Raw genomic sequence first — 19500 nt, 5'->3', positions numbered from 1 at the left:
CAGGTGCCGGCTTCAGAAGACGGAGAGGCCGGTCAGCGTCGTGAACCGGTCGAGGGCCGCCACTCCCGCCACCGAATTGCCGCGTTCGTCCAGGCCCGGGCTCCATACGCACAGGGTGCAGCGGCCCGGGACGACGGCGATGATGCCGCCGCCCACGCCGCTCTTGCCGGGCAGTCCGACGCGGTAGGCGAAGTCGCCCGCCGCGTCGTACGTGCCGCAGGTCAGCATGATCGCGTTGATCTGCTTGGCCTGGCTGCGGGTCAGCAGCCGGGTGCCGTCGGCGCGGAGACCGTGGCGGGCCAGGAAGGTCGTGGCGAGGGCGAGGTCGGCGCAGGACGCGGTGAGCGAGCACTGCCGGAAGTACTCGTCGAGCAGGACCGGCACCGGGTTGTCGATGTTGCCGTAGGCCGCCATGAAGTGGCCGAGGGCGGCGTTGCGATCGCCGTGCGCCGTCTCGGAGGCGGCGACCTCCTCGTCGAAGTCCAGGCCGGGGTTGCCGCTCTCCGCCCGCAGGAACGCCAGCAGCTCGCCGGAGGCGTCGCCGGTACGGGTGTGCAGCCGGTCGGTGACGACGAGGGCGCCCGCGTTGATGAACGGGTTGCGCGGGATGCCGTTCTCGTACTCCAGCTGGACGAGGGAGTTGAAGGGGTTGCCGGAGGGCTCGCGGCCGACGTGCTCCCACAGGGCGTCGCCCTCGCGGGCCAGGTCGAGGGCGAGGGTGAAGACCTTGGTGAGGGACTGCGCGGAGAACGGCTCCCGCCAGTCCCCCACGCCGTACACCGTGCCGTCGGGCTCGGCGACGGCCATGCCGAACCGGCGCGGGTCGCGGGCCGCGAGCGCCGGGATGTAGTCGGCGGGCCGGCCTCGGCCGGGGGTCCGCTCGATCTCCTCGGCGATGCGCTCCAGGACCGGCTGGAAGGTCGTCGACGATGTCATGATCACCATTGTCCCTCGGTGCCGGTCCCGGTGCGCTCGGCAGGGCCCCGGGTCAGGCCGTCGGAGCCGGGCCGCTGCCCGCCAGGACCTCCGGGCGCAGCAGGCCGGCGAGGGTCTCGGCGGGTAGCAGGCCCTTCTCCAGGACGAGTTCGGCGACGCCCCGGCCGGAGACGAGGGCCTCCTTGGCGATGTCGGTGGCCGCCGTGTAGCCGATGTGCGGGTTGAGGGCGGTGACCAGGCCGATGGAGTTCTCGACGGTGGCGCGCAGCGCCTCGGTGTTGGCGGTGATGCCGGCCACGCAGCGCTCGGCGAGGGTGAGGCAGGCCGCGCGCAGATGGGTGATGGACTCCGACAGGGAGTGCAGGATGATCGGCTCGAACGCGTTGAGCTGGAGCTGTCCGGCCTCGGCGGCCATGGTGATGGTGACGTCGTTGCCGATCACCTCGAAGGCGACCTGGTTGACGACCTCGGGGATCACCGGGTTGACCTTGCCGGGCATGATGGACGAGCCGGCCTGCACCGGCGGCAGGTTGATCTCGTTGAGGCCGGCGCGCGGGCCGGAGGACAGCAGCCGCAGGTCGTTGCAGCTCTTGGAGAGCTTGACCGCGATGCGCTTGAGCACGCCCGACATCTGGACGAAGGCACCGCAGTCCTGGGTCGCCTCGACCAGGTTGGCCGCGGTCACCAAGGGCAGGCCCGTGAGGGCGGCCAGGTGGCGGCGGGCCGACTCCGCGTATCCGGCGGGGGCGTTGAGGCCGGTGCCGATCGCCGTGGCACCCAGGTTGATCTCATGGATCAACTCGACGGCCTCGGCAAGACGGGACCGGTCCTCGTCAATCATGACCGCGTATGCGGAGAACTCCTGCCCGAGGGTCATCGGGACCGCGTCCTGCAACTGTGTACGGCCCATCTTGAGCACATCGTGGAACTCGACGGCCTTGCCGGCGAACGTGTCCTGCAGGACGGACATCGCCGAGAGCAGCCCACGCACCGCGAACACCGTCGCGATCTTGACCGCGGTCGGGTAGACGTCATTGGTGGACTGGCCGAGGTTGACGTCCTCGTTCGGGTGCAAGTACCGGTACTCGCCCTTGGCGTGGCCCAGCAGTTCCAGCGCCCGGTTGGCCACGACCTCGTTGGCGTTCATGTTGGTGGACGTGCCGGCGCCGCCCTGGACGACGTCGACCACGAACTGGTCGTGCAGCTTGCCGTCGCGTATCTCGCGGCAGGCGGCGACGATGGCTGCGGCCTTCTTCGGCTCCAGCAGCCCGAGTTCCTCGTTGGCGAGGGCGGCGGCCTCCTTGACGGCGGCCAGGGCCTCGATCAGGTGGGGGTAGGAGGAGATGGGCATGCCCGTGATGGGGAAGTTCTCCGTGGCCCGCAGGGTGTGGACACCCCAGTAGGCGTCGGCGGGAACGTCACGGTCGCCGAGCAGATCGTGTTCGGAGCGGGTGGCGGCGGTCATGAGAGTTCTTTCTGAGGTGAGGGGTGGGTGAGCGCCCATTCAGGGGCGCGAGGAACTGCGCGATCAGCCACAACCAGCCCGCGGACCGGCTACCACCCGCAGTCCCCCATCGGTTCGGCGCGGTTAGACGCACGCCGTGGACGGAACCGGATCCAGCGCACGCACCGGCCGCACACAGCCCACCGGTTCGCCACCCCCGAGCAGCGGCTCACCCGCGAACTCTGTGAGCAGTTCCGGGTTGACGCCCGCACGGGCCAACGCGGCGGCGGTGACCGGGACACGAGCCCGATTCGCACCGTCGGCGATCTTCACCGCCACGGCCCGCCCGTCCGCCAGCGCGGCGACCTGCACGCCCTCGAAGCCGTCCTTGCTGAGCAGCCCGGGAACGGCCCGCATCAGCGCCGCGACGTCCCGGCCCGAGCCGGACGCCATCTCGGCGTGCTCACGCATCGCGTCGGCCACCCTCGCCTCGGGCGTGCCCGGCACCGCGGTGGTGATGCGGGCGGTGGCGCGGGCGAGACCGTGCAGGGAGATGGAGAACAGGGGCGCGCCGCAGCCGTCGACGGTCACCCGGGCGACGCGCTGCCCGGTGAGGTCCTCGACGATCTCGGCGACGGCCTGCTGGAGCGGGTGGCCCGGGTCGAGGTAGTCCTCCAGGGACCAGCCGTTGAGCATGCAGGTGTAGAGCATGGCGGCGTGCTTGCCGGAGCAGTTCTGGGCGAGCCGGGAGGGCATCCGGCCCTCACGCACCCAGGCGTCCCGGACGACCGGGTCGTAGGGCAGGTCCGGCACGTTGCGCAGATGGCCCTCGGTGAGCCCGGCGAGTTCGAGGATGCGCCGGGAGCCGGCGAGGTGGCGTTCCTCGCCGGAGTGGCTGGCCGCGGTCAGCGACAGCAGCTCGCCGTCGAGCGGGAGCCCGGCCCGGACCATGGCCACGGCCTGGAGGGGCTTGAGCGCGGAGCGCGGGTAGAAGGCGGCCTCGATGTCGCCGAGCTGGAGCTGTACCTCCTGGTCGGCGCCGAGGACGACGACGGAGCCGTAGTGGATGCCTTCGACGATGCCACCGCGGATGAGGTGGGCGACGGGGGCGTGGACGGGTTCACGGACAAGGGGTGCGTCCGCCGGGGAACTGCTGTACATCACTGCCTGCTTCTCGGGGAGCGGCGCGTCGGTCACGCGTCGGCTCCGGTGGTGGACTTGGCGGCGACACGGCCTCGGATGGCGAACCATCCGACGACCAGTGCCCCGACGATCAGCGGCAGGCACAGCACGGTGGTGCGTCCCGCGCCGCCGTCGGCGTACATGAGGACCAGGACGGAGGCGAGGAACGCCAGCGTCACGATCTCGGTCCAGGGGGAGCCCGGAAGCCGGTAGTCCGGGCGGGTCAGCTCGCCCTTCTGGGTCTTCTGCCAGAAGAGGAGGTGACAGATCATGATCAGGCCCCAGGTGGCGAGGATGCCGATCGCGGCGAAGTTCAGCACGATCTCGAACGCCTCGGCGGGCACGACGAAGTTGAGACCGACGCCCAGGACGCAGATGCCGCTGGTGAGCAGGATGCCGCCGTAGGGGACCTGGCTGCGGCTCATCACGGCGGTGAACCTGGGCGCGGATCCGGCCATGGCCATGGAGCGCAGGATGCGGCCGGTGGAGTAGAGGCCGGAGTTGAGGGAGGACATCGCGGCGGTGAGGACGACGAGGTTCATCACGTCACCGGCCGCCGGGATGCCGATGTTGCCCAGCACGGTCACGAAGGGGCTCTCGCCGGCGGTGTACTTGTTCCACGGCAGCAGCATCGACAGCAGGACGACCGAGCCGACGTAGAACAGGCCGACGCGCCACATGATCGAGTTGATCGCCTTGGGCATGATCTTCTCGGGGTTCTCGGTCTCACCGGCGGCGACGCCGACCAGCTCGACGGAGGCGTAGGCGAAGACGACGCCCTGGATGATCAGCAGCATGGGAAGCAGGCCGTTCGGGAAGACGCCGCCGCTGTCGCTGATGAGGGACGGGCCGGGGCTGTGGCCGTCGACGGGGTGCTGCGTGACCAGCAGGAAGATGCCGATGCACATGAAGAGGACGAGCGCGCCGACCTTGATGATCGCGAACCAGAACTCCAGCTCGCCGAAGATCTTCACCGAGATCAGGTTGACGGTGAGGACGACGGCCAGCGCGATGAGGGCGATCACCCACTGCGGTATGTCGGAGAACATGCCCCAGTAGTGGGTGTAGGTGGCGACGGCGGTGATGTCGGCGATGCCGGTGGTCGCCCAGTTGAGGAAGTACATCCAGCCCGCGGTGTAGGCGCCCTTCTCCCCCATGAACTCACGGGCGTACGACACGAAGGCGCCGGAGGAGGGCCGGTACAGCACGAGTTCGCCGAGGGCGCGTACGACGAGGAAGGCGAAGATGCCGCAGACCGCGTAGGCGATGAAGAGGGACGGGCCCGCGTCGGCGAGGCGGCCGCCGGCGCCGAGGAAGAGGCCGGTGCCGATGGCTCCGCCGATGGCGATCATGTTGACGTGCCGGGACTTCAGGGACTTGCTGTAGCCCGCGTCTCCGGCGTCGACATGGCCGGAACGTTTCTGCACGCCTTCGTGCAGGGATTGCTCACTCACGCCTCGGTTCCGCCTTCCGTGGGGGTGTGCGTGCGCGCGGAACGCACGATGTCGGTGAGGGTGGTCTCGACGCGGTCGAGGTGGTGGGCCATGGCCTCCACCGCGTCGTTCTCGGAACCGTCGATCAGCGCCTCGACGATCGCGCGGTGCTCGCGATTGGACTGCTCGCGGCGGCCGCCCAGCTCGTTGAGGAAGGCGGACTGGCGGGCCAGGGCGTCCCGGATCTCCTCGATGACCCGGCGGAAGACCGGGTTCTGGGCGGCCTCGGCCACGGCGAGATGGAACAGCGTGTCCATGGCGACCCACGCGGTGGTGTCCGTCTCCTTCTCCATCCGGTCCAGGATGTGGGCCAGGTGGTCGAGGTTCTCCGGGGTGCGGCGCCGGGCCGCGTAGCCCGCGACCGGGATCTCGACGTGGCGGCGCACCTCCAGCAGGTCGCTCGCCGAGTAGTCGCCGAAGGTGGGGTCCTCGACGGTACTGGCGACGACGAAGGTGCCCTTGCCGGTCCTGGACACGGTCAGGCCCATGGTCTGCAGGGCCCGCAGGGCCTCGCGCAGCACGGGCCGGGAGACCTCCAGGGTGCGGCACAGCTCCGCCTCGGAGGGGAGCTTGTCGCCGATGGCGTACTCGCCCCGCTCGATGGCGCCGCGCAGATGCGCCAGCACCGCTTCCATGGCACTGACGCGACGCACAGGCTGTCCGGCTGTCCGGCTGTCTGACAGGTTCACGGGAGAGATACTCCGGGCGACGGCGGATGCTGTCAAGGGCGAGGAAGACCGCGCCCCCAAGGGGCGCGGGGAACAGCGCAACCGGCCACGACGCTGTCGCGGACCGACCACGGTGCTTCCCGGCGGAGGGCTCAGCTGCTGATCACACCCGCTCCGAGCAGGCCGAACAGCAGCACCCCCACCACGATCCGGTAGATCACGAACGCGTTGAAGGAGTGCTTGGCGACGAACTTCAGCAGCCAGGCGATGGAGGCGTACGCCACGACGAACGACACGAGTGTGCCGGCCGCGAGCGGGGCCGCGCCCACCCCGACGCCCAGGGCGTCCTTGAGCTCGTAGAGGCCGGCGCCGGTCAGGGCGGGGATGCCGAGGAAGAAGGAGAGCCGGGTGGCCGCCACGCGGTCCAGGTCGAGGAGCAGCGCGGTGGACATGGTGGCGCCGGATCGGGAGAAGCCGGGGAAGAGCAGGGCGAGGATCTGGGAGCTGCCGACCAGCATGGCGTCCTTGAACGAGGTGTCGTCCTCGCCGCGCTTGTGCCGGCCGAGCTGGTCCGCCGCCCACATCACCCCGCTGCCGGCGATCAGCGAGCCGGCCACCACCCACAGTGAGGCGAGGGGGCCCTGGATGAGCGGCTTGGCGGCGAGTCCGACGAGGACGATCGGGATGGTCGCGTAGATGACCCACCAGGCGAATTTGTAGTCGTGGTGGTACCGCTCCTCGCGGTCGCGCAGTCCCCTCCCCCAGGCGGAGAGGATCCGCACGATGTCCTTGAAGAAGTACACGAGCACCGCGGCGATCGCACCGACCTGGATGACCGCCGAGAACCCGACCACGGCGTGGTCGTCGACGGGGATGCCCATGAGCCCCTCGACGATCTTCAGATGGCCGGTGGAGGAGACGGGCAGGAACTCGGTCACCCCCTCGACGGCTCCGAGGACGATGGCCTGACCGACGCTGATGACGCTCATGGGATCCAGTTCTGCTCGGGGGGCGGGAGCGGAGAGGACCGTCTTACTACAGGCGGGCGTGAACGGATCTCATCCACGCGGCTCGGCCGCGCGCGGTTCACACACGCGCGAGCGCGACGCCCGCGAACGCCGCCCCGAGACCGGCCGCCACACTCACCGCCACATTGACGGCGGCCTGGAGGCGGGCCCCCGTCTCCGCCAGCCGCAGCGTCTCGTAGGAGAACGTCGAGTACGTCGTCAGGGCCCCGCACAGACCGGTGCCGAGCAGCAGCTGGAGCTGCGAGGCCGCGCCGGTGAGCAGGCCGAGGACCAGGCAGCCGGTGACGTTCACCGTGAGAGTGCCCCAGGGGAAGGCCGAGCCGTGCCGGGACTGGACCGCCCGGTCGGTGAGGTAGCGCAGCGGGGCGCCGACGATCGCGCCGCCGATGACCAGCAGCCAGTTCACAACGACTCCTTACCCACGGTGTCCGCTCGGCCCGCTCTGCCCGCTCCGCTGCCCAGGAGCCGGCGGGTCGACCGGGCCCCGAGCCAGACCGCCGCGAGAGCCGCGAGCGGGGTCGCCGCGAGGTAGGCCAGGCCGGTGCCGACATGGCGGCCTTCGAGCAGCTTCTGGAGGTCGACGGCGTACGTCGAGAAGGTGGTGAAGCCGCCGAGGACGCCGGTGCCGAAGAAGGGCCGGACGAGGGGGTGGGCGGTCCGGATCTCGGTGACGGCCACCATGAGCACACCGATCACGGCACAGCCGGCGATGTTGACCCAGAGGGTCGTCCAGGGGAAACCGCCCGGAGCGGTGGGCCACCACAGCGCGGCCGCGTACCGGGCGGCCGCACCCGCTCCCCCGCCGAGCGCCACCGCGGTCACGACGGGCACCTGGGCGCGCCAGGAGGGCGGACGTGGGGTGGGGGCCTGAACGCGCAGGTCCTCGGGGGCTGTCATGGGGGTACGTCTCCTACTCGCCGGGGCCCGGGTCGTGCGGGCGCGTGCCGTCGCAAGTAGGGACCGTTGGCGGCGTCCTCGCCGCGGTTCGGGTACGGCGGGCCCCACCGCCGCGCCGCGAGCGGTGTCGCGGCCGGGGTTCAGACTAACCCCGGGTTCGGGGCGGGGTCATTTTCCAGGCGGGGTCACTTCGGGGCGGGCGGCTCGCAGATCGCCACGCCGGGCTCCCAGAGGCTGCCCAGCACGAGGTGGCCGTCCGCTTCGCACACGCTGGTGACCATGCGGTAGCCGGAGCGGCGGCGGGTGAGGTGGTGGAGGACGCGGCCCTCGTCGTCGAAGGCCAGCACGGCGATCGTGCCGGTGGGGCGGAACGGGGCGTGCATGGCCACGCGGGCGGCGGCGCGGCGGACCGGGGGTGCGCTGCGGTGGAGGAGGTCGAGGGGCGGGACGCGGGGTCCGGCCAGCGCGACCCAGACCGGTCCGTCCGGGGCGCCGCGCCAGAGGTTGTCGGGCATGCCCGGGAGGTTCTCGGCGAAGGGTTCGCTGCGTCCGGCCTCGGGCCCGGTGAGCCAGTGGCGGACGAGCCGGCAGGCTCCGGTCTCGGCGACGACGAGGAAGGACTCGGCGGCGCCGACGGCGAGGCCGTTGGCGAACTGAAGCCCGTCCAGCACCACCTCGGGAGTGTCGTCGCCCGGCGCCAGCCGCAGCAGCCGTCCCGTTCCGATGTGCTCGACGATGTCGCCGATCCAGTGCTCCAGGGGATGGCGGCGGCTGGAGACGGTGAAGTAGACGGTGCCGTCGGAGAGGGACACGACGTTGCTGCAGAACCGCAGCGGCTCCCCCGCCACCGAGTCGGCGAGGATACGGACTGTGCCGTCGCCGGTGTCGACGCGCAGCAGGCCGCGTTCGGCGTCGCACACCAACAGGTCGCCGTCCGGGAGGAGTTCGAGGCCCAGCGGCCTGCCGCCGGTCTCGGCGATCACCTCGGTGCGGGCCGTGACGGGGTCCGCCAGACCGTCCAGGCGCAGGATGCGGCCGTCCGCCACGCCGGCCAGCACACGGCCGCGCGGGTCGGCGACCACGTCCTCGGGGCCGTGGCCCAACGCGATGTAGTGGCGTGGGACCAGTGCCGTGGGACGGTTCATGGTGTGCGTGTCCTTCACCGTAGGGGGATACCGCCGGACCGGGTCGCCTACCAGCCCTTCTCAAACATGCGGGCGACCTCGGCGATCCGTACTTCGTCGCGGTGGTAGCGCACGCGGCCCGCGGACCGGCTGGTGCGCAGCATGCCGGTGGCTTCGAGCAGCCGGAGGTGGGTCACGGCGACCGGGCGGGCCAGCGAGAATCTCTCGGCGACGGCGTCCGCGGTGACCCCGCCCTCGGCGGGGCCGGTTTCCTTCAGCCAGGCCAGGATGCGCAGCCGTGTCTCGTCCGTGGGAGTCCTCAGCATGTCGTGCCCCTGCCTCGCGGCTCTCGCCCTCTCACCGCGTTCTTCCCACTGTCTCGCAGCCCAAGCCGCCGCGTACGGCAGTCGGCATCGTTGACCGATACCGAACTGCCGTACGTCTTGGCGAAGTTGGAGGCCCGGCTCCTGGGGCGTCGCCCTGCCCCGTGTGGTCAGCGGTGGCGGAACCAGGACATCGACGAGAGTGCCCGGTCGTCGTAGCCGAACAGCGCCTGGTTCTCCCAGCCGTTGCCGGAGGAGGCGTCGGTCGGGTCCCAGCCGTTGCCTCCCACCGCGGTCCAGGTGGCCTCCCAGTAGAAGATGCCGAGGCCCCGGCCGTTCGGGACGGCCTCCACGATGCTCGCCACGTCGTTCATCCACCGGGTCTGGCCGGCCACGCTCGCCGGATAGCCGGGGACCAGCTCGCCGGTGAGGTCGATGATGTTCTCGTGCGCGTCCTCGCTGTCCAGGCGGAACGGGTAGGCGGTCTCGGCGACGTACACCGGCTTGCCGTAGCGGGAGGCCGCGTCGTCGAGGGTGGTCTGGAAGTCGGCCAGTGTGCCGTGCCAGTAGCCGTAGTACGACAGGCCGATCACGTCGAACCTCACGCCGTTGGACCGCGCGCTGTCGAACCACCAGCGGGTGCCCTCCAGATCACCGCCCTCGGCGAGGTGCAGGGCGACGGTGGTGGACGAGTCGACCGCCTTGACGGCGTCGTAGCCGGAGTTGAGCAGGCCGGCCAGTTGTGTCCAGTTGGAGGTGGATCCCTCGGTCCACAGCATGCCGCCGTTGATCTCATTGCCCACCTGGACCATGTCGGCGGTGGTGCCCTGAGCCTTCAAGGCGTTCAACACGTCGTGCGTGTGGTTGTACACGTCCGTCCTGAGTTGACTGTACGAGTGTCCGGCCCAGGCGGCGGGCTTGTCCTGGCGGCCGGGGTCGGCCCAGAAGTCCGAGTAGTGGAAGTCGACCAGCAGCTTCATGCCCTGCGCCTTGACGCGCTTGGCCATGGCCAGGACGCGTGCCTTGTTGTTGTAGCCGTCGGCCGGGTTCACCCACACCTTGAGGCGCGCGTAGTTCATGCCGGACGACTTGAGGACGGCCAGGGCGTCGCCGGCCGTTCCGGAACTGTTGCGGTAGACGCCGCCCTTGGCCTCGCTCTTGGCCAGGGAGGAGATGTCGGCGCCCTTGATCGACGTACCGGACGTGCCCGACGTGAAGGTCAGGTCGTCAACATTGATCCAGTTGCCGGCATTCGCGTCACTGTTGATGCTGATGGTGCATTGGTTGCCGGTCACATGGACCGGCACGACGATCCGGATCCACCCACTGGACGAGACCGGCAGATCGGTGCGCTGCTCGGCGCCGCCGCAGTTCTTCAGCGCTATGTACGCGGACTTCTGCCCGCCGCCGGAGCGCACCCAGGCGGTGAGCTTGTACTGGCCGTTGGTGAGTCCGGACAGGTACTGCCAGGTCTCCGTCTTGTAGGCGGTGGAGGCCCAGTGGCTCAGGCGGTGGCTCCCGCCGTGGCCGCCGGACTCGACGAACGAGGCGCCGGTGGCGCCGGACTCGGACCAACCGCTCGGCGTGGCCGCGCCCGAACCGTCGGTCTCGAAGCCTCCGTTGGTGAGGGTGCTCGCGGCCTGGGCGGTCTGCGCGGGCAGAGCGGTGAGGGCGAGCCCCGCTGCGAGCGGCAGCAGCAGGGCTCTGAGCGTGCGTCTGGGATGGAACATCGTCGTCCGTCGTCCCTTCGACGTCGGGGATGGGGGCGCCCCTCACCAGGGGGACAGTGAGGGGCCCCTCCGCCCGCGGCTCGTGCGGCTCGCACGGGCGGAGGGAGTCGGTTCAGCCGTCGAGCCGGACGACCCGGACGGCTCCGGCCGGGACCACCAGGCGGCCCGCGGCGCGTTCTCCGGTCAGCAGCTCGGTGCCCGGGGTCTCCAGGGGCACCTTGGCGTCCGCGCCGGTGTGGTTGACGGCGAACAGGTAGGTGCCCGACTCACCGGTGCGGCGTACGACTTCGACGTCCCTGGGCAGGTCGGCGCGCGGGGCGAGGCGCGCGTCCTCGATCGCCAGGCCAAGCAGCGTGTCGAGGCCGTCGGTGCCGAGCCGGGTGGAGACGTACCAGGCGGTGCCCTCGCCGAGGCTGTGCCGGGTGATGGCCGGGTGGCCCGCGGTGAGGCCGTCGGCGTAGGTGCAGACGGTCTCGGCGCCGCGCGGCATCACGAACTCGGTCCATACGTCGGCGCCCAGTTCGGATCCGTCGGGTCCGGTGACACGGACCCGTTCGCCGGGCAGCAGCGGCGAGAACTCCTCGACGGTGAGGCCGAGGACGTCCCGCAGCGGGCCCGGGTAGGCGCCCTCGTGGACGGCGTCGTGCTCGTCGACGATCCCCGAGAAGTACGAGACGACCAGCGTGCCGCCGTTCTCCACGTAGGCCTTGAGGTTGTTCCCGGCCGTCTGCGTCATCAGGTAGAGGGCCGGTACGACGACAAGGGGATACCTCGACAAGTCGGCTTCCGGGTGGGCGAAGTCGACCGTGAGGTGGCGGTCGTAGAGGGCCTCGTAGAAGGCGTCGGCGCGTTCGCGGGCGTCATGGTCCTCGCTGGGACGCCAGTCGAGGTTCTGTGCCCACCAGGAGTGCCAGTCCCACAGCACGGCCACGTCGGCGACGGTGCGGGTGCCCCGTATGGCGGCCAACGCGTCGACGGCCGAACCGAGTTCGGTGACCTCGCGCCAGACGCGGGTGCCGGTGCCGCCGTGCGGGAGCATCGCCGAGTGGAACTTCTCGGCGCCGCGCCGGGACTGGCGCCACTGGAAGAACAGGGCGCCCTCGGAGCCGCGCGCCACATGGGCGAGGGAGTTGCGGGCCATCTGGCCGGGGGCCTTGGCGGGGTTGCGGGGCTGCCAGTTGACGCCCGAGGTGGAGTGCTCCAGGAGCAGCCAGGGGGCACCGCCCGCCACCGAGCGGGTGAGGTCGGCGGCCATCGCGAGGTTGACGTGGGTGCGGCGGCCGTCGGTGATCAGATAGTGGTCGTTGGTGACGATGTCGACCTCGCGGCCCCAGGCCCAGTAGTCGACGGAGTCGCACTGGCTCAGGGCCGTCATGAAGTTGGTGGTGACCGGGACGCCCGGTGAGAGGCGGTGCAGAATGTCCCGCTCCGCCACGAAGTTCTCGCGCATGGTGGCGTCGGCGAACCGCTTGTAGTCCAGCGCCTGGCCCGGGTTCACCGATGTCGGGGTGAGCCGGGGCGGGTTGATCTGCTCGAGGTCCGTGTAGCGCTGGCCCCAGAAGGCCGTGCCCCAGGCCGCGTTGACGGCGTCGACCGTGCCGTAGGTCGTCGCGAGCCAGCGACGGAAGTGCGCGGCGCAGGAGTCGCAGTAGCAGGCCGAGACGGGGACGCCGTACTCGTTGTGCACGTGCCACATCGCCAGGGCCGGGTGGTCGCCGTAGTGCTCGGCAAGCTTGGTGGTGATGGCCGCCGCGGCCGAGCGGTAGTCGGTGTTGCTGTGGCAGATCGCGGCGCGGGAGCCGAACTCGTGGCGCACGCCCTCCGGTGTCACCGGCAGGGCCTCGGGGTGGGCGCGGTAGAACCAGACCGGCGGGCAGACGGTGGGCGTGCCGAGGTCGACGCGGATGCCGTTCTCGTGCAGCAGGTCGAGCACGCGGTCGAGCCAGCCGAAGTCGTAGACGCCGGGCGACGGCTCCAGCAGTGCCCAGGAGAAGATCCCGACGCTCACCATCGTGACGCCGGCCTCCCGCATCAGCCGGACGTCCTCCTGCCAGACGCTCTCCGGCCACTGCTCGGGGTTGTAGTCCCCGCCGAAGGCGAGCCTGGTGAGGCCCCTGGGGGTGGTCTCCGGCATGGATGGTCTCCCGGTCGATCGATCAATTGGGAACGTGCACACACCTCAGCGCGGTGCGGAGGCCAACATAACCGCACAGCAACAACCATTGACAAGTGTCCGGGATGTTTCTCTACTGTGAACGCTCACAGAAGCATGGCAGGTCTTCGCAGCAGGCGAGGACCCCAGGTCAGGGGAGAGATCCATGCCGTACACGAAGCGCCGCCGCCTCGTGAGAACCGCCGTCGCCGTCGCGCTCGGCGCCACCACACTCGCCGCCTGCGGGACGGAGTCCGCGGACAGCGAGACCGAGTCGGGCCCGGCGTCGCTGACGTACTGGACCTGGACACCCGGCATGGACAAGGTCGTGGACCTGTGGAACAAGGGCCCGGGCAAGAAGGACCGGATCACCGTCACGGTGAAGAAGCAGGCGTCCGGCGACACGCTGGTCACCAAGATCCTCACCGCGCACAAGGCGGGCAAGGCGCCCGACCTGGTGCAGGCGGAGTACCAGGCGCTGCCCACCCTGGTCAGCAATGACGCGCTGGCGGACATATCGAAGAGCGTGGGCGAGGCGAAGGGCAGCTTCGCCGACGGCGTCTGGCAGCAGACGACGCTGGGCACGGACGCGGTCTACGCGGTCCCGCAGGACATCGGGCCGATGATGTTCTACTACCGCGAGGACCTGTTCAAGGAGTACGGCCTGACGGTGCCGACGACCTGGGACGAGTTCGCCGAGACCGCCCGCAAGCTCAAGAAGGCGGCGCCCGACAAGGACCTGACCACCTTCTCCGCCAACGACTCCGGCCTCTTCGCGGGCCTCGCCCAGCAGGCGGGCGCCAAGTGGTGGACGACCTCCGGCGACCAGTGGAAGGTCGCCATCGACGACGCGGCGACGCAGAAGGTCGCGAAGTTCTGGGGCGGCCTGGTCGAGGAGGGCGCCGTCGACAACCAGCCGATGTACACGCCGGCCTGGAACAAGGCGATCAACACCGGCAAGCAGATCGCCTGGGTCAGCGCCGTGTGGGCTCCCGGCACCCTGACCACCGCCGCCCCCGACACCAAGGGCAAGTGGGCCATGGCCCCACTCCCCCAGTGGTCCGCGAGCGAGACCCGCACCGGCAGCTGGGGCGGCTCCTCCACCGCCGTCACCACGGACTCCAAGCACCAGGGCGCCGCCGCGAAGTTCGCCGCCTGGCTGAACACCGACAGCGAGGCCCTCAACGCGCTGGCGAAGGAGAGCGGCATCTACCCGGCCGCCACGAACGCCCAGACCAGCGGGGCCTTCCTCAAGCCGCCGGCCTACTTCTCGAACCAGGCCGACTTCTACACCAAGGCCGCCGACATCGCGGAGACCACGGCACCGTCCGCCTGGGGCCCCAACGTGAACGTCGCCTACACCACGTTCAAGGACGCCTTCGGCGCCGCCGCGAAGAACAAGTCCGACTTCGGCGCGGCCCTGAAGAAGATGCAGGACGACACCGTCGCCGACATGAAGAAGCAGGGCTTCGGGGTCGCTCGGTGAAAAGCACGGCACGCCGGCAGGCGTACGGGGTCAAGGGCGCCCCGTACGCCTTCCTCCTCCCCGCGACGATCCTGTTCGCGCTGTTCTTCGCACTCCCCATCGGCTACGCGATCTGGCTCAGCTTCCACAAGGTGAAGGTCTCCGGCCTGGGTCTCGGCTCAGGGGCCCGCAAGGAGGTCTGGGCCGGTCTGGAGAACTACACCGACGCCCTCACCGACAGCGAGCTCCTGCACGGGACGCTGCGCGTACTGGGCTACGGCTGCGTCGTGGTACCCGTCATGCTCGGCCTCGCCCTGCTGTTCGCGCTGATGCTGGACTCCGAGAAGGTGCGGCTGGCACCCTTCACCCGGCTCGCGATCTTCCTGCCGTACGCCATCCCCGGCGTGGTGGCGGCGCTGCTGTGGGGCTTCCTGTACCTGCCGGACGTGAGCCCCTTCTACTTCGTGCTCGACAAGCTGGGCATGCCGCAGCCGGATCTGCTGGACGGCGGGCCGCTGTACCTCGCCCTCTCCAACATCGCGGTGTGGGGCGGCACCGGATTCAACATGATCGTCATCTACACCTCGCTCCAGGCGATCCCGGCGGAGGTGTACGAGGCGGCGAAGCTGGACGGCGCGACGCCCACACAGATCGCGCTGCGGATCAAGATCCCGATGGTGGCGCCCTCGCTGGTGCTGACCTTCTTCTTCTCGATCATCGCCACGCTCCAGGTGTTCAACGAGCCGACCACCCTCAAGCCGCTCACCAACTCCGTGTCCACGACGTGGAGTCCGCTGATGAAGGTGTACCGGGACGCGTTCGGCGAGGGCGACATCCACAGCGCCGCCGCGCAGGCCGTGATCATCGCCTTCGCCACACTCCTGCTGTCCTTCGGCTTCCTGCGAGCCGCGAACCGTCGTCAGAAGCAGGAGGCCACTCGATGAGTTCCCTTGCCGTCCCGAAGGCCGAGCCCGTGGCCGGCAGCACGCCCACCGCCGACCAGGGCCGCCCGCCGCTGCGCCGCCGGATCGCCCTGATCCCGACGGTCACCCTGCTCCTGGGCGCGGTCTACTGTCTGCTGCCGGTGGCCTGGGTGGTCATCGCGGCCACCAAGTCCGGACGTGAGCTGTTCTCCACGTTCACCTTCCTGCCGGGCTCGGGATTCGCCGAGAACTTCCGGGACCTCAGCGCCTACCGCGACGGCGTGTACTGGGCGTGGATGGGCAACTCCGCCCTGTACGCCGGCCTGGGTGCCCTGCTGTCGACCTGCGTCTCGGCGATCAGCGGCTACGCGCTGGCGACGTACCGCTTCCGGGGCCGCGAGACGATCTTCAACGTGCTGCTCGCGGGCGTGCTGATGCCGCCGGTGATCCTGGCCGTCCCCCAGTACCTGCTGCTGGCCGAGGTCGACCTCACCGACTCCTACCTGTCCGTACTGCTGCCGCAGATCCTCTTCCCGTACGGCGTCTATCTCGCGCGGATCTACGCCGCAGCGGCGGTGCCCGCCGACGTGGTCGAGGCCGGGCGGATGGACGGGGCGAGCGAGTGGCGGATCTTCACGCGGATCGCGCTGCCGATGATGATCCCCGGCATGGTGACGGTGTTCCTGTTCCAGTTCGTGGCGATCTGGAACAACTTCCTGCTGCCGTACATCATGCTCAGCGACGACGAGAAGTTCCCGATCACGCTCGGTCTGTTCACCTTGCTGGAGCAGGGGGCCAACACCCCGGCGCTGTACACGCTGGTGATCACGGGCGCGTTCCTCGCGGTGCTCCCGCTGGTCGCCCTGTTCCTGGTCATCCAGCGCTTCTGGAGTCTGGATCTGCTGTCCGGAGCCGTAAAGTCATGACCATGAACGCTGCGGGAGGCAGGCGCAGGCCGCCCACGATCCACGATGTGGCGCGCGAGGCGGGGGTCTCGCGCGGCACCGTCTCTCGGGTGCTCAACGGCGGCCACTACGTCAGCCCGGCCGCCCAGGAGGCGGTCAACGCGGCCATCCGCAGGACGGGTTACGTCGTCAACCGGCACGCCCGCTCCCTGATCACCGGGCGGTCCGACTCGATCGGCTTCCTGCTCACGGAGCCGCAGGAGCGGTTCTTCGAGGACCCCAACTTCAATGTCCTGCTGCGCGGCTGCACCCAGGCGCTCGCCGCGCACGACATCCCGCTGCTGCTGATGCTGGCGGGAACCGAGGACGAACGCCGGCGCATCACGCGGTACATCACCGCCGGGCATGTCGACGGGGTGCTGCTGGTCTCCAGCCACTCCGGTGATCCCGTCGCCGAGGAGCTGCGCGGGGCGGGGGTGCCGCTGGTGGCGTGCGGGAAGCCGATCGGGCTGGCCTCCAAGGTGAGCTACGTGGCCGCCGACGACCGCGACGGTGCCCGCGACATGGTGCGTCATCTGCTGTCGCTCGGGCGGCGGCGGGTGGGCATGGTGACCGGCCCGCTGGACACGCCGGGCGGTGTGGAGCGCCTGGCCGGCTACAAGGAGGTGCTGGCGGAGGCGGGCCTGGAGTTCGACGAGCGGCTCGTCGTCTCCGGCGACTACAGCCGGGCCAGCGGCGAGGCGGGGGCCGAGCGGCTGCTGGGGCAGGCCCCGGACATGGACGCGGTCTTCGTCGCCTCGGACCTGATGGCCCAGGGGGTGCTGGCGGCGCTGCAGCGGGCGGGCAGGCGGGTGCCGCAGGACGTCGCGGTGGGCGGCTTCGACGACTCACCGGCCGCGCTGGCCGCCAGCCCCGAGCTGACGACCATCCGGCAGCCGTGGGACCGCATCAGCACCGAGATGGTGCGGGTGCTGCTCGCGCAGATCGGGGGCGAGGATCCGGCGGCGGTGATCCTGCCGACGGAGTTGGTGAAGCGGGAGTCGACGTAGGTCCCTGCCCGGTGCCGACCCCTGAGGGAAGCGCTCGGGAGAGGCCACTTCATGCACAGTCATTGAAGCTCTGACCGGTGTACCGTTCGCTTATGGCGGCGAAAACGGCTGGTGCGCGGCTCGAGGAACGGTGGCGGGACATCCTGTCGGCGCACGCGCGCACGATGTGCGAGATCGACCGGGCGCTGCATCCGCACGGTCTCGGTGCCTCCGATTTCGAGGTCCTGGACATGCTGGCGACCGCCGCGCCCGAGGAGGGCGAGCAGTGCCGGGTGCAGAATCTGGTCGGGCGGGTCCATCTGAGCCAGAGCGCGCTGTCGCGGCTGATCGCCCGGCTGGAGAAGGACGGTCTGGTGACACGTTCGGTGTGCGTGGAGGACCGGCGCGGCGTGTGGGTCTCCCTGACCTCCAGGGGCCGTGACCTGCACGCCGAGGTGCTGCCGCTGCAGCGGGCGGCGCTGGCCCGGACGCTGGGCGCGTAAGCCGCTGCCCAGGCCCGGACCGGGCCGATCGCCCTACGGACGTGCCAGCAGGGTGCGGACTCCCTCCGAGGTGAGCGTCAGGCGGTGCTCCGAGCTGCCGTCGATGGTGAGCGACAGGTCGTCGGCCGGCCACTGCGCGGCGAGGGCGCCGAGCGGCACCATGCGGTAGCGGGAGACGAACGGCAGCAGCCCGGCCATCTCCACCTCGGAGGTGAACACGGGCACCACCGGTTCGCCGCCGGGCTGCTCCAGCACCGGCAGCGCCACCGCGGAGGGGTTGGCGGCGTCGGCGTCGTTCGCGTCGTCGGGCACGGGGATGAGCACGTCGCTGTCGGCGAGCGCGTTCAGAGCCGCCGCGTCCTCGGTGTTCTCGGCGAGGACGTCCAGAGCCCGCTGGGCGGGCGTGGGCGTGGGGTTGTTTGCGGGTGTCTCCATGGCAGATTCCCTGATAGCGGCGGTCTTGCGGCCCACCCGGGACATGATCCGCCCCGGGCGCGGTCCTGCTCGCGTACCCGATCGTGCCCGGGACAATCCTGGTGGATCACATCCATACGCGGTGCCGATCACTGCTCGGTGCGCGGACGGGGGCGGACGGCGTGAGAACCCGGCAGCGCAGCCCCTGCTCACGCACCCCGCCGCTCCCGTCCGGCTCCACGCGGTACACCTCTGCTCCGGGCACCCGGGTGACGGCCTCCGTCGGCACCCCCTGGGTGAAGAGCACTCCGGCCCCGTCCTCCACCGCCCACCCCGCCGGCAGCCGCCCCGCCGCTACGGCTGCCCGGTACGACGGCCGCCGGCCCGGTTCACTGTCGTAGTGCGGGCAGACGGATCGGAACGCCGTCCGGAACTGTTCGACGTAGGCCGGTGCGTCTCCGCTGGCCGTGGGAACGAAGCACACCTTGGGGCGGGGCACGCGCGCCCGGGCCAGGACCCAGTCGTCCAGGAGACCGTCGTCGTCGGTGGAGAATCCGCCGCCGAGGAGGGCTAGACGCTGCGGGGGTTGTACGGCCATGGCGGTTCCTGTGGAGGCTAGGTACGGGGACCAGCGTGCAGAACGGCCAGGACACCCCGGGCACGCGTACCGTCCGGCAGTTGCCAGCAGCCGGTGACGTGGCCGGTCGCTCCCCGGGCGGGGGTCAACGGGCCGTCCGGGGCGGGCTGGAGGACCCGGTGCAGGTGGAGGGTCGTGCCCTGGGGCGTGGTCAGCAGGGTGCCGTCGTGATCGTCGCCGGCGGTGAAGTCCGTGGGGAGGGGCCCCGCCCCGGTGTAGGAGGTGGTGACCTCCCGGTCTGGGACGTCGCTGATGTTCTGGTCCTGGGCCTGCACCCGTCCCTCGATCAAGGCCGCCAACTGGCCGACCATCACGGGGTCGTGGCAGCCGTCGTAGGCCCAGCGCTTCCCGAGCACACCGTGCTCCATGGTGCCGACGAGGGCGCTCTCCACACCGTCGAGCGGGGCGCCGCGGTACGTGAGCGGCACCAGGTAGCCGGTCGGGCGGTTGCCAGACGTGTCGGTGACGACCAGGAACTCGATCCCGACCTCGCCCTGCGGATCGTCCAGCCGGAACCCGCCGGCCTTGACCAGCTCCGGCTCGGCCGGGCCAGCGCGGTACCAGGGGCGGGACGGGAGCCAGGAGGCGAGCAGTTCCACCTTGGACGGTGTCAGCGTGGTGTGGTGGATGACGGCCATGCCGGTCCCC

At 70.5% G+C, this 19500-nt stretch carries 20 protein-coding genes; 5 read left to right on the top strand and 15 right to left on the bottom strand.

Annotation, left to right across the window (positions count from 1 at the left end):
* Positions 1–12 precede the first annotated feature (12 nt).
* The 12 genes from KJK29_RS36675 to KJK29_RS36620 all read right to left on the bottom strand — a co-directional run bounded on the left by KJK29_RS36675 (position 13) and on the right by KJK29_RS36620 (position 12959).
* Positions 13–945, bottom strand: a complete 933-nt coding sequence (locus KJK29_RS36675) for a glutaminase (protein WP_215123583.1) — start codon at positions 943–945, stop codon at positions 13–15.
* 43 nt (positions 946–988) lie between these two features.
* Positions 989–2401 (bottom strand): aspartate ammonia-lyase, encoded by a 1413-nt coding sequence (gene aspA / locus KJK29_RS36670; protein WP_215123581.1) that lies wholly within the window; start codon positions 2399–2401, stop codon positions 989–991.
* Positions 2402–2524: 123 nt separating this feature from the next.
* Positions 2525–3541, bottom strand: coding sequence for an asparaginase (locus KJK29_RS36665; RefSeq protein ID WP_215124589.1), 1017 nt, complete (start codon positions 3539–3541; stop codon positions 2525–2527).
* A gap of 32 nt (positions 3542–3573) precedes the next feature.
* A complete protein-coding gene (locus KJK29_RS36660) occupies positions 3574–5016 on the bottom strand; it encodes an amino acid permease (protein ID WP_215123580.1) in 1443 nt (480 codons plus the stop codon).
* A complete protein-coding gene (locus tag KJK29_RS36655; protein WP_215123578.1) occupies positions 5013–5690 on the bottom strand; it encodes a FadR/GntR family transcriptional regulator in 678 nt (225 codons plus the stop codon). The genes KJK29_RS36660 and KJK29_RS36655 overlap by 4 nt, the downstream gene beginning before the upstream one ends.
* 185 nt (positions 5691–5875) lie before the next feature.
* Positions 5876–6712 (bottom strand): undecaprenyl-diphosphate phosphatase, encoded by an 837-nt coding sequence (locus tag KJK29_RS36650; protein ID WP_215123577.1) that lies wholly within the window; start codon positions 6710–6712, stop codon positions 5876–5878.
* A gap of 97 nt (positions 6713–6809) precedes the next feature.
* Positions 6810–7157 carry a fluoride efflux transporter CrcB gene (gene crcB / locus KJK29_RS36645; RefSeq protein ID WP_215123575.1) on the bottom strand — a complete coding sequence of 116 codons (348 nt, stop codon included), beginning with the start codon at positions 7155–7157 and terminating at the stop codon, positions 6810–6812.
* A complete protein-coding gene (gene crcB, locus KJK29_RS36640; RefSeq protein ID WP_215123573.1) occupies positions 7154–7648 on the bottom strand; it encodes a fluoride efflux transporter CrcB in 495 nt (164 codons plus the stop codon). Before crcB (KJK29_RS36640) ends, crcB (KJK29_RS36645) begins: the two co-directional genes overlap by 4 nt.
* 185 nt (positions 7649–7833) lie before the next feature.
* Positions 7834–8793 (bottom strand): SMP-30/gluconolactonase/LRE family protein, encoded by a 960-nt coding sequence (locus KJK29_RS36635; protein ID WP_215123571.1) that lies wholly within the window; start codon positions 8791–8793, stop codon positions 7834–7836.
* A gap of 47 nt (positions 8794–8840) precedes the next feature.
* Positions 8841–9098, bottom strand: coding sequence for an ArsR/SmtB family transcription factor (locus KJK29_RS36630; RefSeq protein WP_215123569.1), 258 nt, complete (start codon positions 9096–9098; stop codon positions 8841–8843).
* Between the two features lie 167 nt (positions 9099–9265).
* Complete coding sequence (locus KJK29_RS36625) at positions 9266–10825, bottom strand: glycoside hydrolase family 53 protein (protein WP_215123567.1); 1560 nt, start codon at positions 10823–10825, stop codon at positions 9266–9268.
* 112 nt (positions 10826–10937) lie between these two features.
* Positions 10938–12959, bottom strand: coding sequence for a beta-galactosidase (locus tag KJK29_RS36620; RefSeq protein ID WP_215123566.1), 2022 nt, complete (start codon positions 12957–12959; stop codon positions 10938–10940).
* 184 nt (positions 12960–13143) lie between these two features.
* On the opposite strand from KJK29_RS36620, the gene KJK29_RS36615 reads away from it, so the two are divergent.
* The 5 genes from KJK29_RS36615 to KJK29_RS36595 all read left to right on the top strand — a co-directional run bounded on the left by KJK29_RS36615 (position 13144) and on the right by KJK29_RS36595 (position 17801).
* The gene (locus tag KJK29_RS36615; RefSeq protein ID WP_215123564.1) at positions 13144–14463 is read left to right on the top strand and encodes an ABC transporter substrate-binding protein; all 1320 of its coding nucleotides are present in this window, start codon (positions 13144–13146) and stop codon (positions 14461–14463) included.
* Entirely contained in the window at positions 14460–15386 is a 927-nt protein-coding gene (locus KJK29_RS36610; RefSeq protein ID WP_215123562.1) for a carbohydrate ABC transporter permease, read from the top strand. The genes KJK29_RS36615 and KJK29_RS36610 overlap by 4 nt, the downstream gene beginning before the upstream one ends.
* Positions 15383–16291, top strand: a complete 909-nt coding sequence (locus tag KJK29_RS36605; protein ID WP_215123560.1) for a carbohydrate ABC transporter permease — start codon at positions 15383–15385, stop codon at positions 16289–16291. The genes KJK29_RS36610 and KJK29_RS36605 overlap by 4 nt, the downstream gene beginning before the upstream one ends.
* A complete protein-coding gene (locus KJK29_RS36600; protein WP_215123558.1) occupies positions 16288–17319 on the top strand; it encodes a LacI family DNA-binding transcriptional regulator in 1032 nt (343 codons plus the stop codon). Before KJK29_RS36605 ends, KJK29_RS36600 begins: the two co-directional genes overlap by 4 nt.
* A 92-nt stretch (positions 17320–17411) precedes the next feature.
* Positions 17412–17801: a MarR family winged helix-turn-helix transcriptional regulator gene (locus tag KJK29_RS36595; RefSeq protein ID WP_215123556.1), complete on the top strand. Its 390-nt coding sequence runs from the start codon at positions 17412–17414 to the stop codon at positions 17799–17801.
* Between the two features lie 33 nt (positions 17802–17834).
* Here KJK29_RS36595 and KJK29_RS36590 read toward each other — a convergent pair whose 3' ends face one another.
* The 3 genes from KJK29_RS36590 to KJK29_RS36580 form a co-directional block, all read right to left on the bottom strand.
* Positions 17835–18236 (bottom strand): SseB family protein, encoded by a 402-nt coding sequence (locus KJK29_RS36590; RefSeq protein ID WP_184595591.1) that lies wholly within the window; start codon positions 18234–18236, stop codon positions 17835–17837.
* 106 nt (positions 18237–18342) lie between these two features.
* On the bottom strand, positions 18343–18813 hold the full coding sequence (locus tag KJK29_RS36585; protein ID WP_215123554.1) for a Type 1 glutamine amidotransferase-like domain-containing protein: 471 nt from the start codon (positions 18811–18813) through the stop codon (positions 18343–18345).
* Between the two features lie 17 nt (positions 18814–18830).
* Complete coding sequence (locus KJK29_RS36580; RefSeq protein ID WP_215124588.1) at positions 18831–19490, bottom strand: maltokinase N-terminal cap-like domain-containing protein; 660 nt, start codon at positions 19488–19490, stop codon at positions 18831–18833.
* Positions 19491–19500 lie beyond the last annotated feature (10 nt).

It is taken from the genome of Streptomyces koelreuteriae, from assembly GCF_018604545.1.
In the GTDB taxonomy this organism is placed as follows: domain Bacteria; phylum Actinomycetota; class Actinomycetes; order Streptomycetales; family Streptomycetaceae; genus Streptomyces; species Streptomyces koelreuteriae.
This window is presented reverse-complemented; position numbering and strand designations above follow the sequence as displayed.

Excerpts from the sequence above, each read along its gene's own strand:
- KJK29_RS36675 (WP_215123583.1), bottom strand. The coding sequence starts at position 945 with ATGGTGATCATGACATCGTCGACGACCTTCCAGCCGGTCCTGGAGCGC.
- aspA (WP_215123581.1), bottom strand. The coding sequence starts at position 2,401 with ATGACCGCCGCCACCCGCTCCGAACACGATCTGCTCGGCGACCGTGAC.
- KJK29_RS36665 (WP_215124589.1), bottom strand. The coding sequence starts at position 3,541 with ATGTACAGCAGTTCCCCGGCGGACGCACCCCTTGTCCGTGAACCCGTC.
- KJK29_RS36655 (WP_215123578.1), bottom strand. The coding sequence starts at position 5,690 with ATGGAAGCGGTGCTGGCGCATCTGCGCGGCGCCATCGAGCGGGGCGAG.
- KJK29_RS36650 (WP_215123577.1), bottom strand. The coding sequence starts at position 6,712 with ATGAGCGTCATCAGCGTCGGTCAGGCCATCGTCCTCGGAGCCGTCGAG.
- crcB (WP_215123573.1), bottom strand. The coding sequence starts at position 7,648 with ATGACAGCCCCCGAGGACCTGCGCGTTCAGGCCCCCACCCCACGTCCG.
- KJK29_RS36635 (WP_215123571.1), bottom strand. The coding sequence starts at position 8,793 with ATGAACCGTCCCACGGCACTGGTCCCACGCCACTACATCGCGTTGGGC.
- KJK29_RS36630 (WP_215123569.1), bottom strand. The coding sequence starts at position 9,098 with ATGCTGAGGACTCCCACGGACGAGACACGGCTGCGCATCCTGGCCTGG.
- KJK29_RS36625 (WP_215123567.1), bottom strand. The coding sequence starts at position 10,825 with ATGTTCCATCCCAGACGCACGCTCAGAGCCCTGCTGCTGCCGCTCGCA.
- KJK29_RS36620 (WP_215123566.1), bottom strand. The coding sequence starts at position 12,959 with ATGCCGGAGACCACCCCCAGGGGCCTCACCAGGCTCGCCTTCGGCGGG.
- KJK29_RS36615 (WP_215123564.1), top strand. The coding sequence starts at position 13,144 with ATGCCGTACACGAAGCGCCGCCGCCTCGTGAGAACCGCCGTCGCCGTC.
- KJK29_RS36605 (WP_215123560.1), top strand. The coding sequence starts at position 15,383 with ATGAGTTCCCTTGCCGTCCCGAAGGCCGAGCCCGTGGCCGGCAGCACG.
- KJK29_RS36600 (WP_215123558.1), top strand. The coding sequence starts at position 16,288 with ATGACCATGAACGCTGCGGGAGGCAGGCGCAGGCCGCCCACGATCCAC.
- KJK29_RS36595 (WP_215123556.1), top strand. The coding sequence starts at position 17,412 with ATGGCGGCGAAAACGGCTGGTGCGCGGCTCGAGGAACGGTGGCGGGAC.
- KJK29_RS36590 (WP_184595591.1), bottom strand. The coding sequence starts at position 18,236 with ATGGAGACACCCGCAAACAACCCCACGCCCACGCCCGCCCAGCGGGCT.
- KJK29_RS36585 (WP_215123554.1), bottom strand. The coding sequence starts at position 18,813 with ATGGCCGTACAACCCCCGCAGCGTCTAGCCCTCCTCGGCGGCGGATTC.
- KJK29_RS36580 (WP_215124588.1), bottom strand. The coding sequence starts at position 19,490 with ATGGCCGTCATCCACCACACCACGCTGACACCGTCCAAGGTGGAACTG.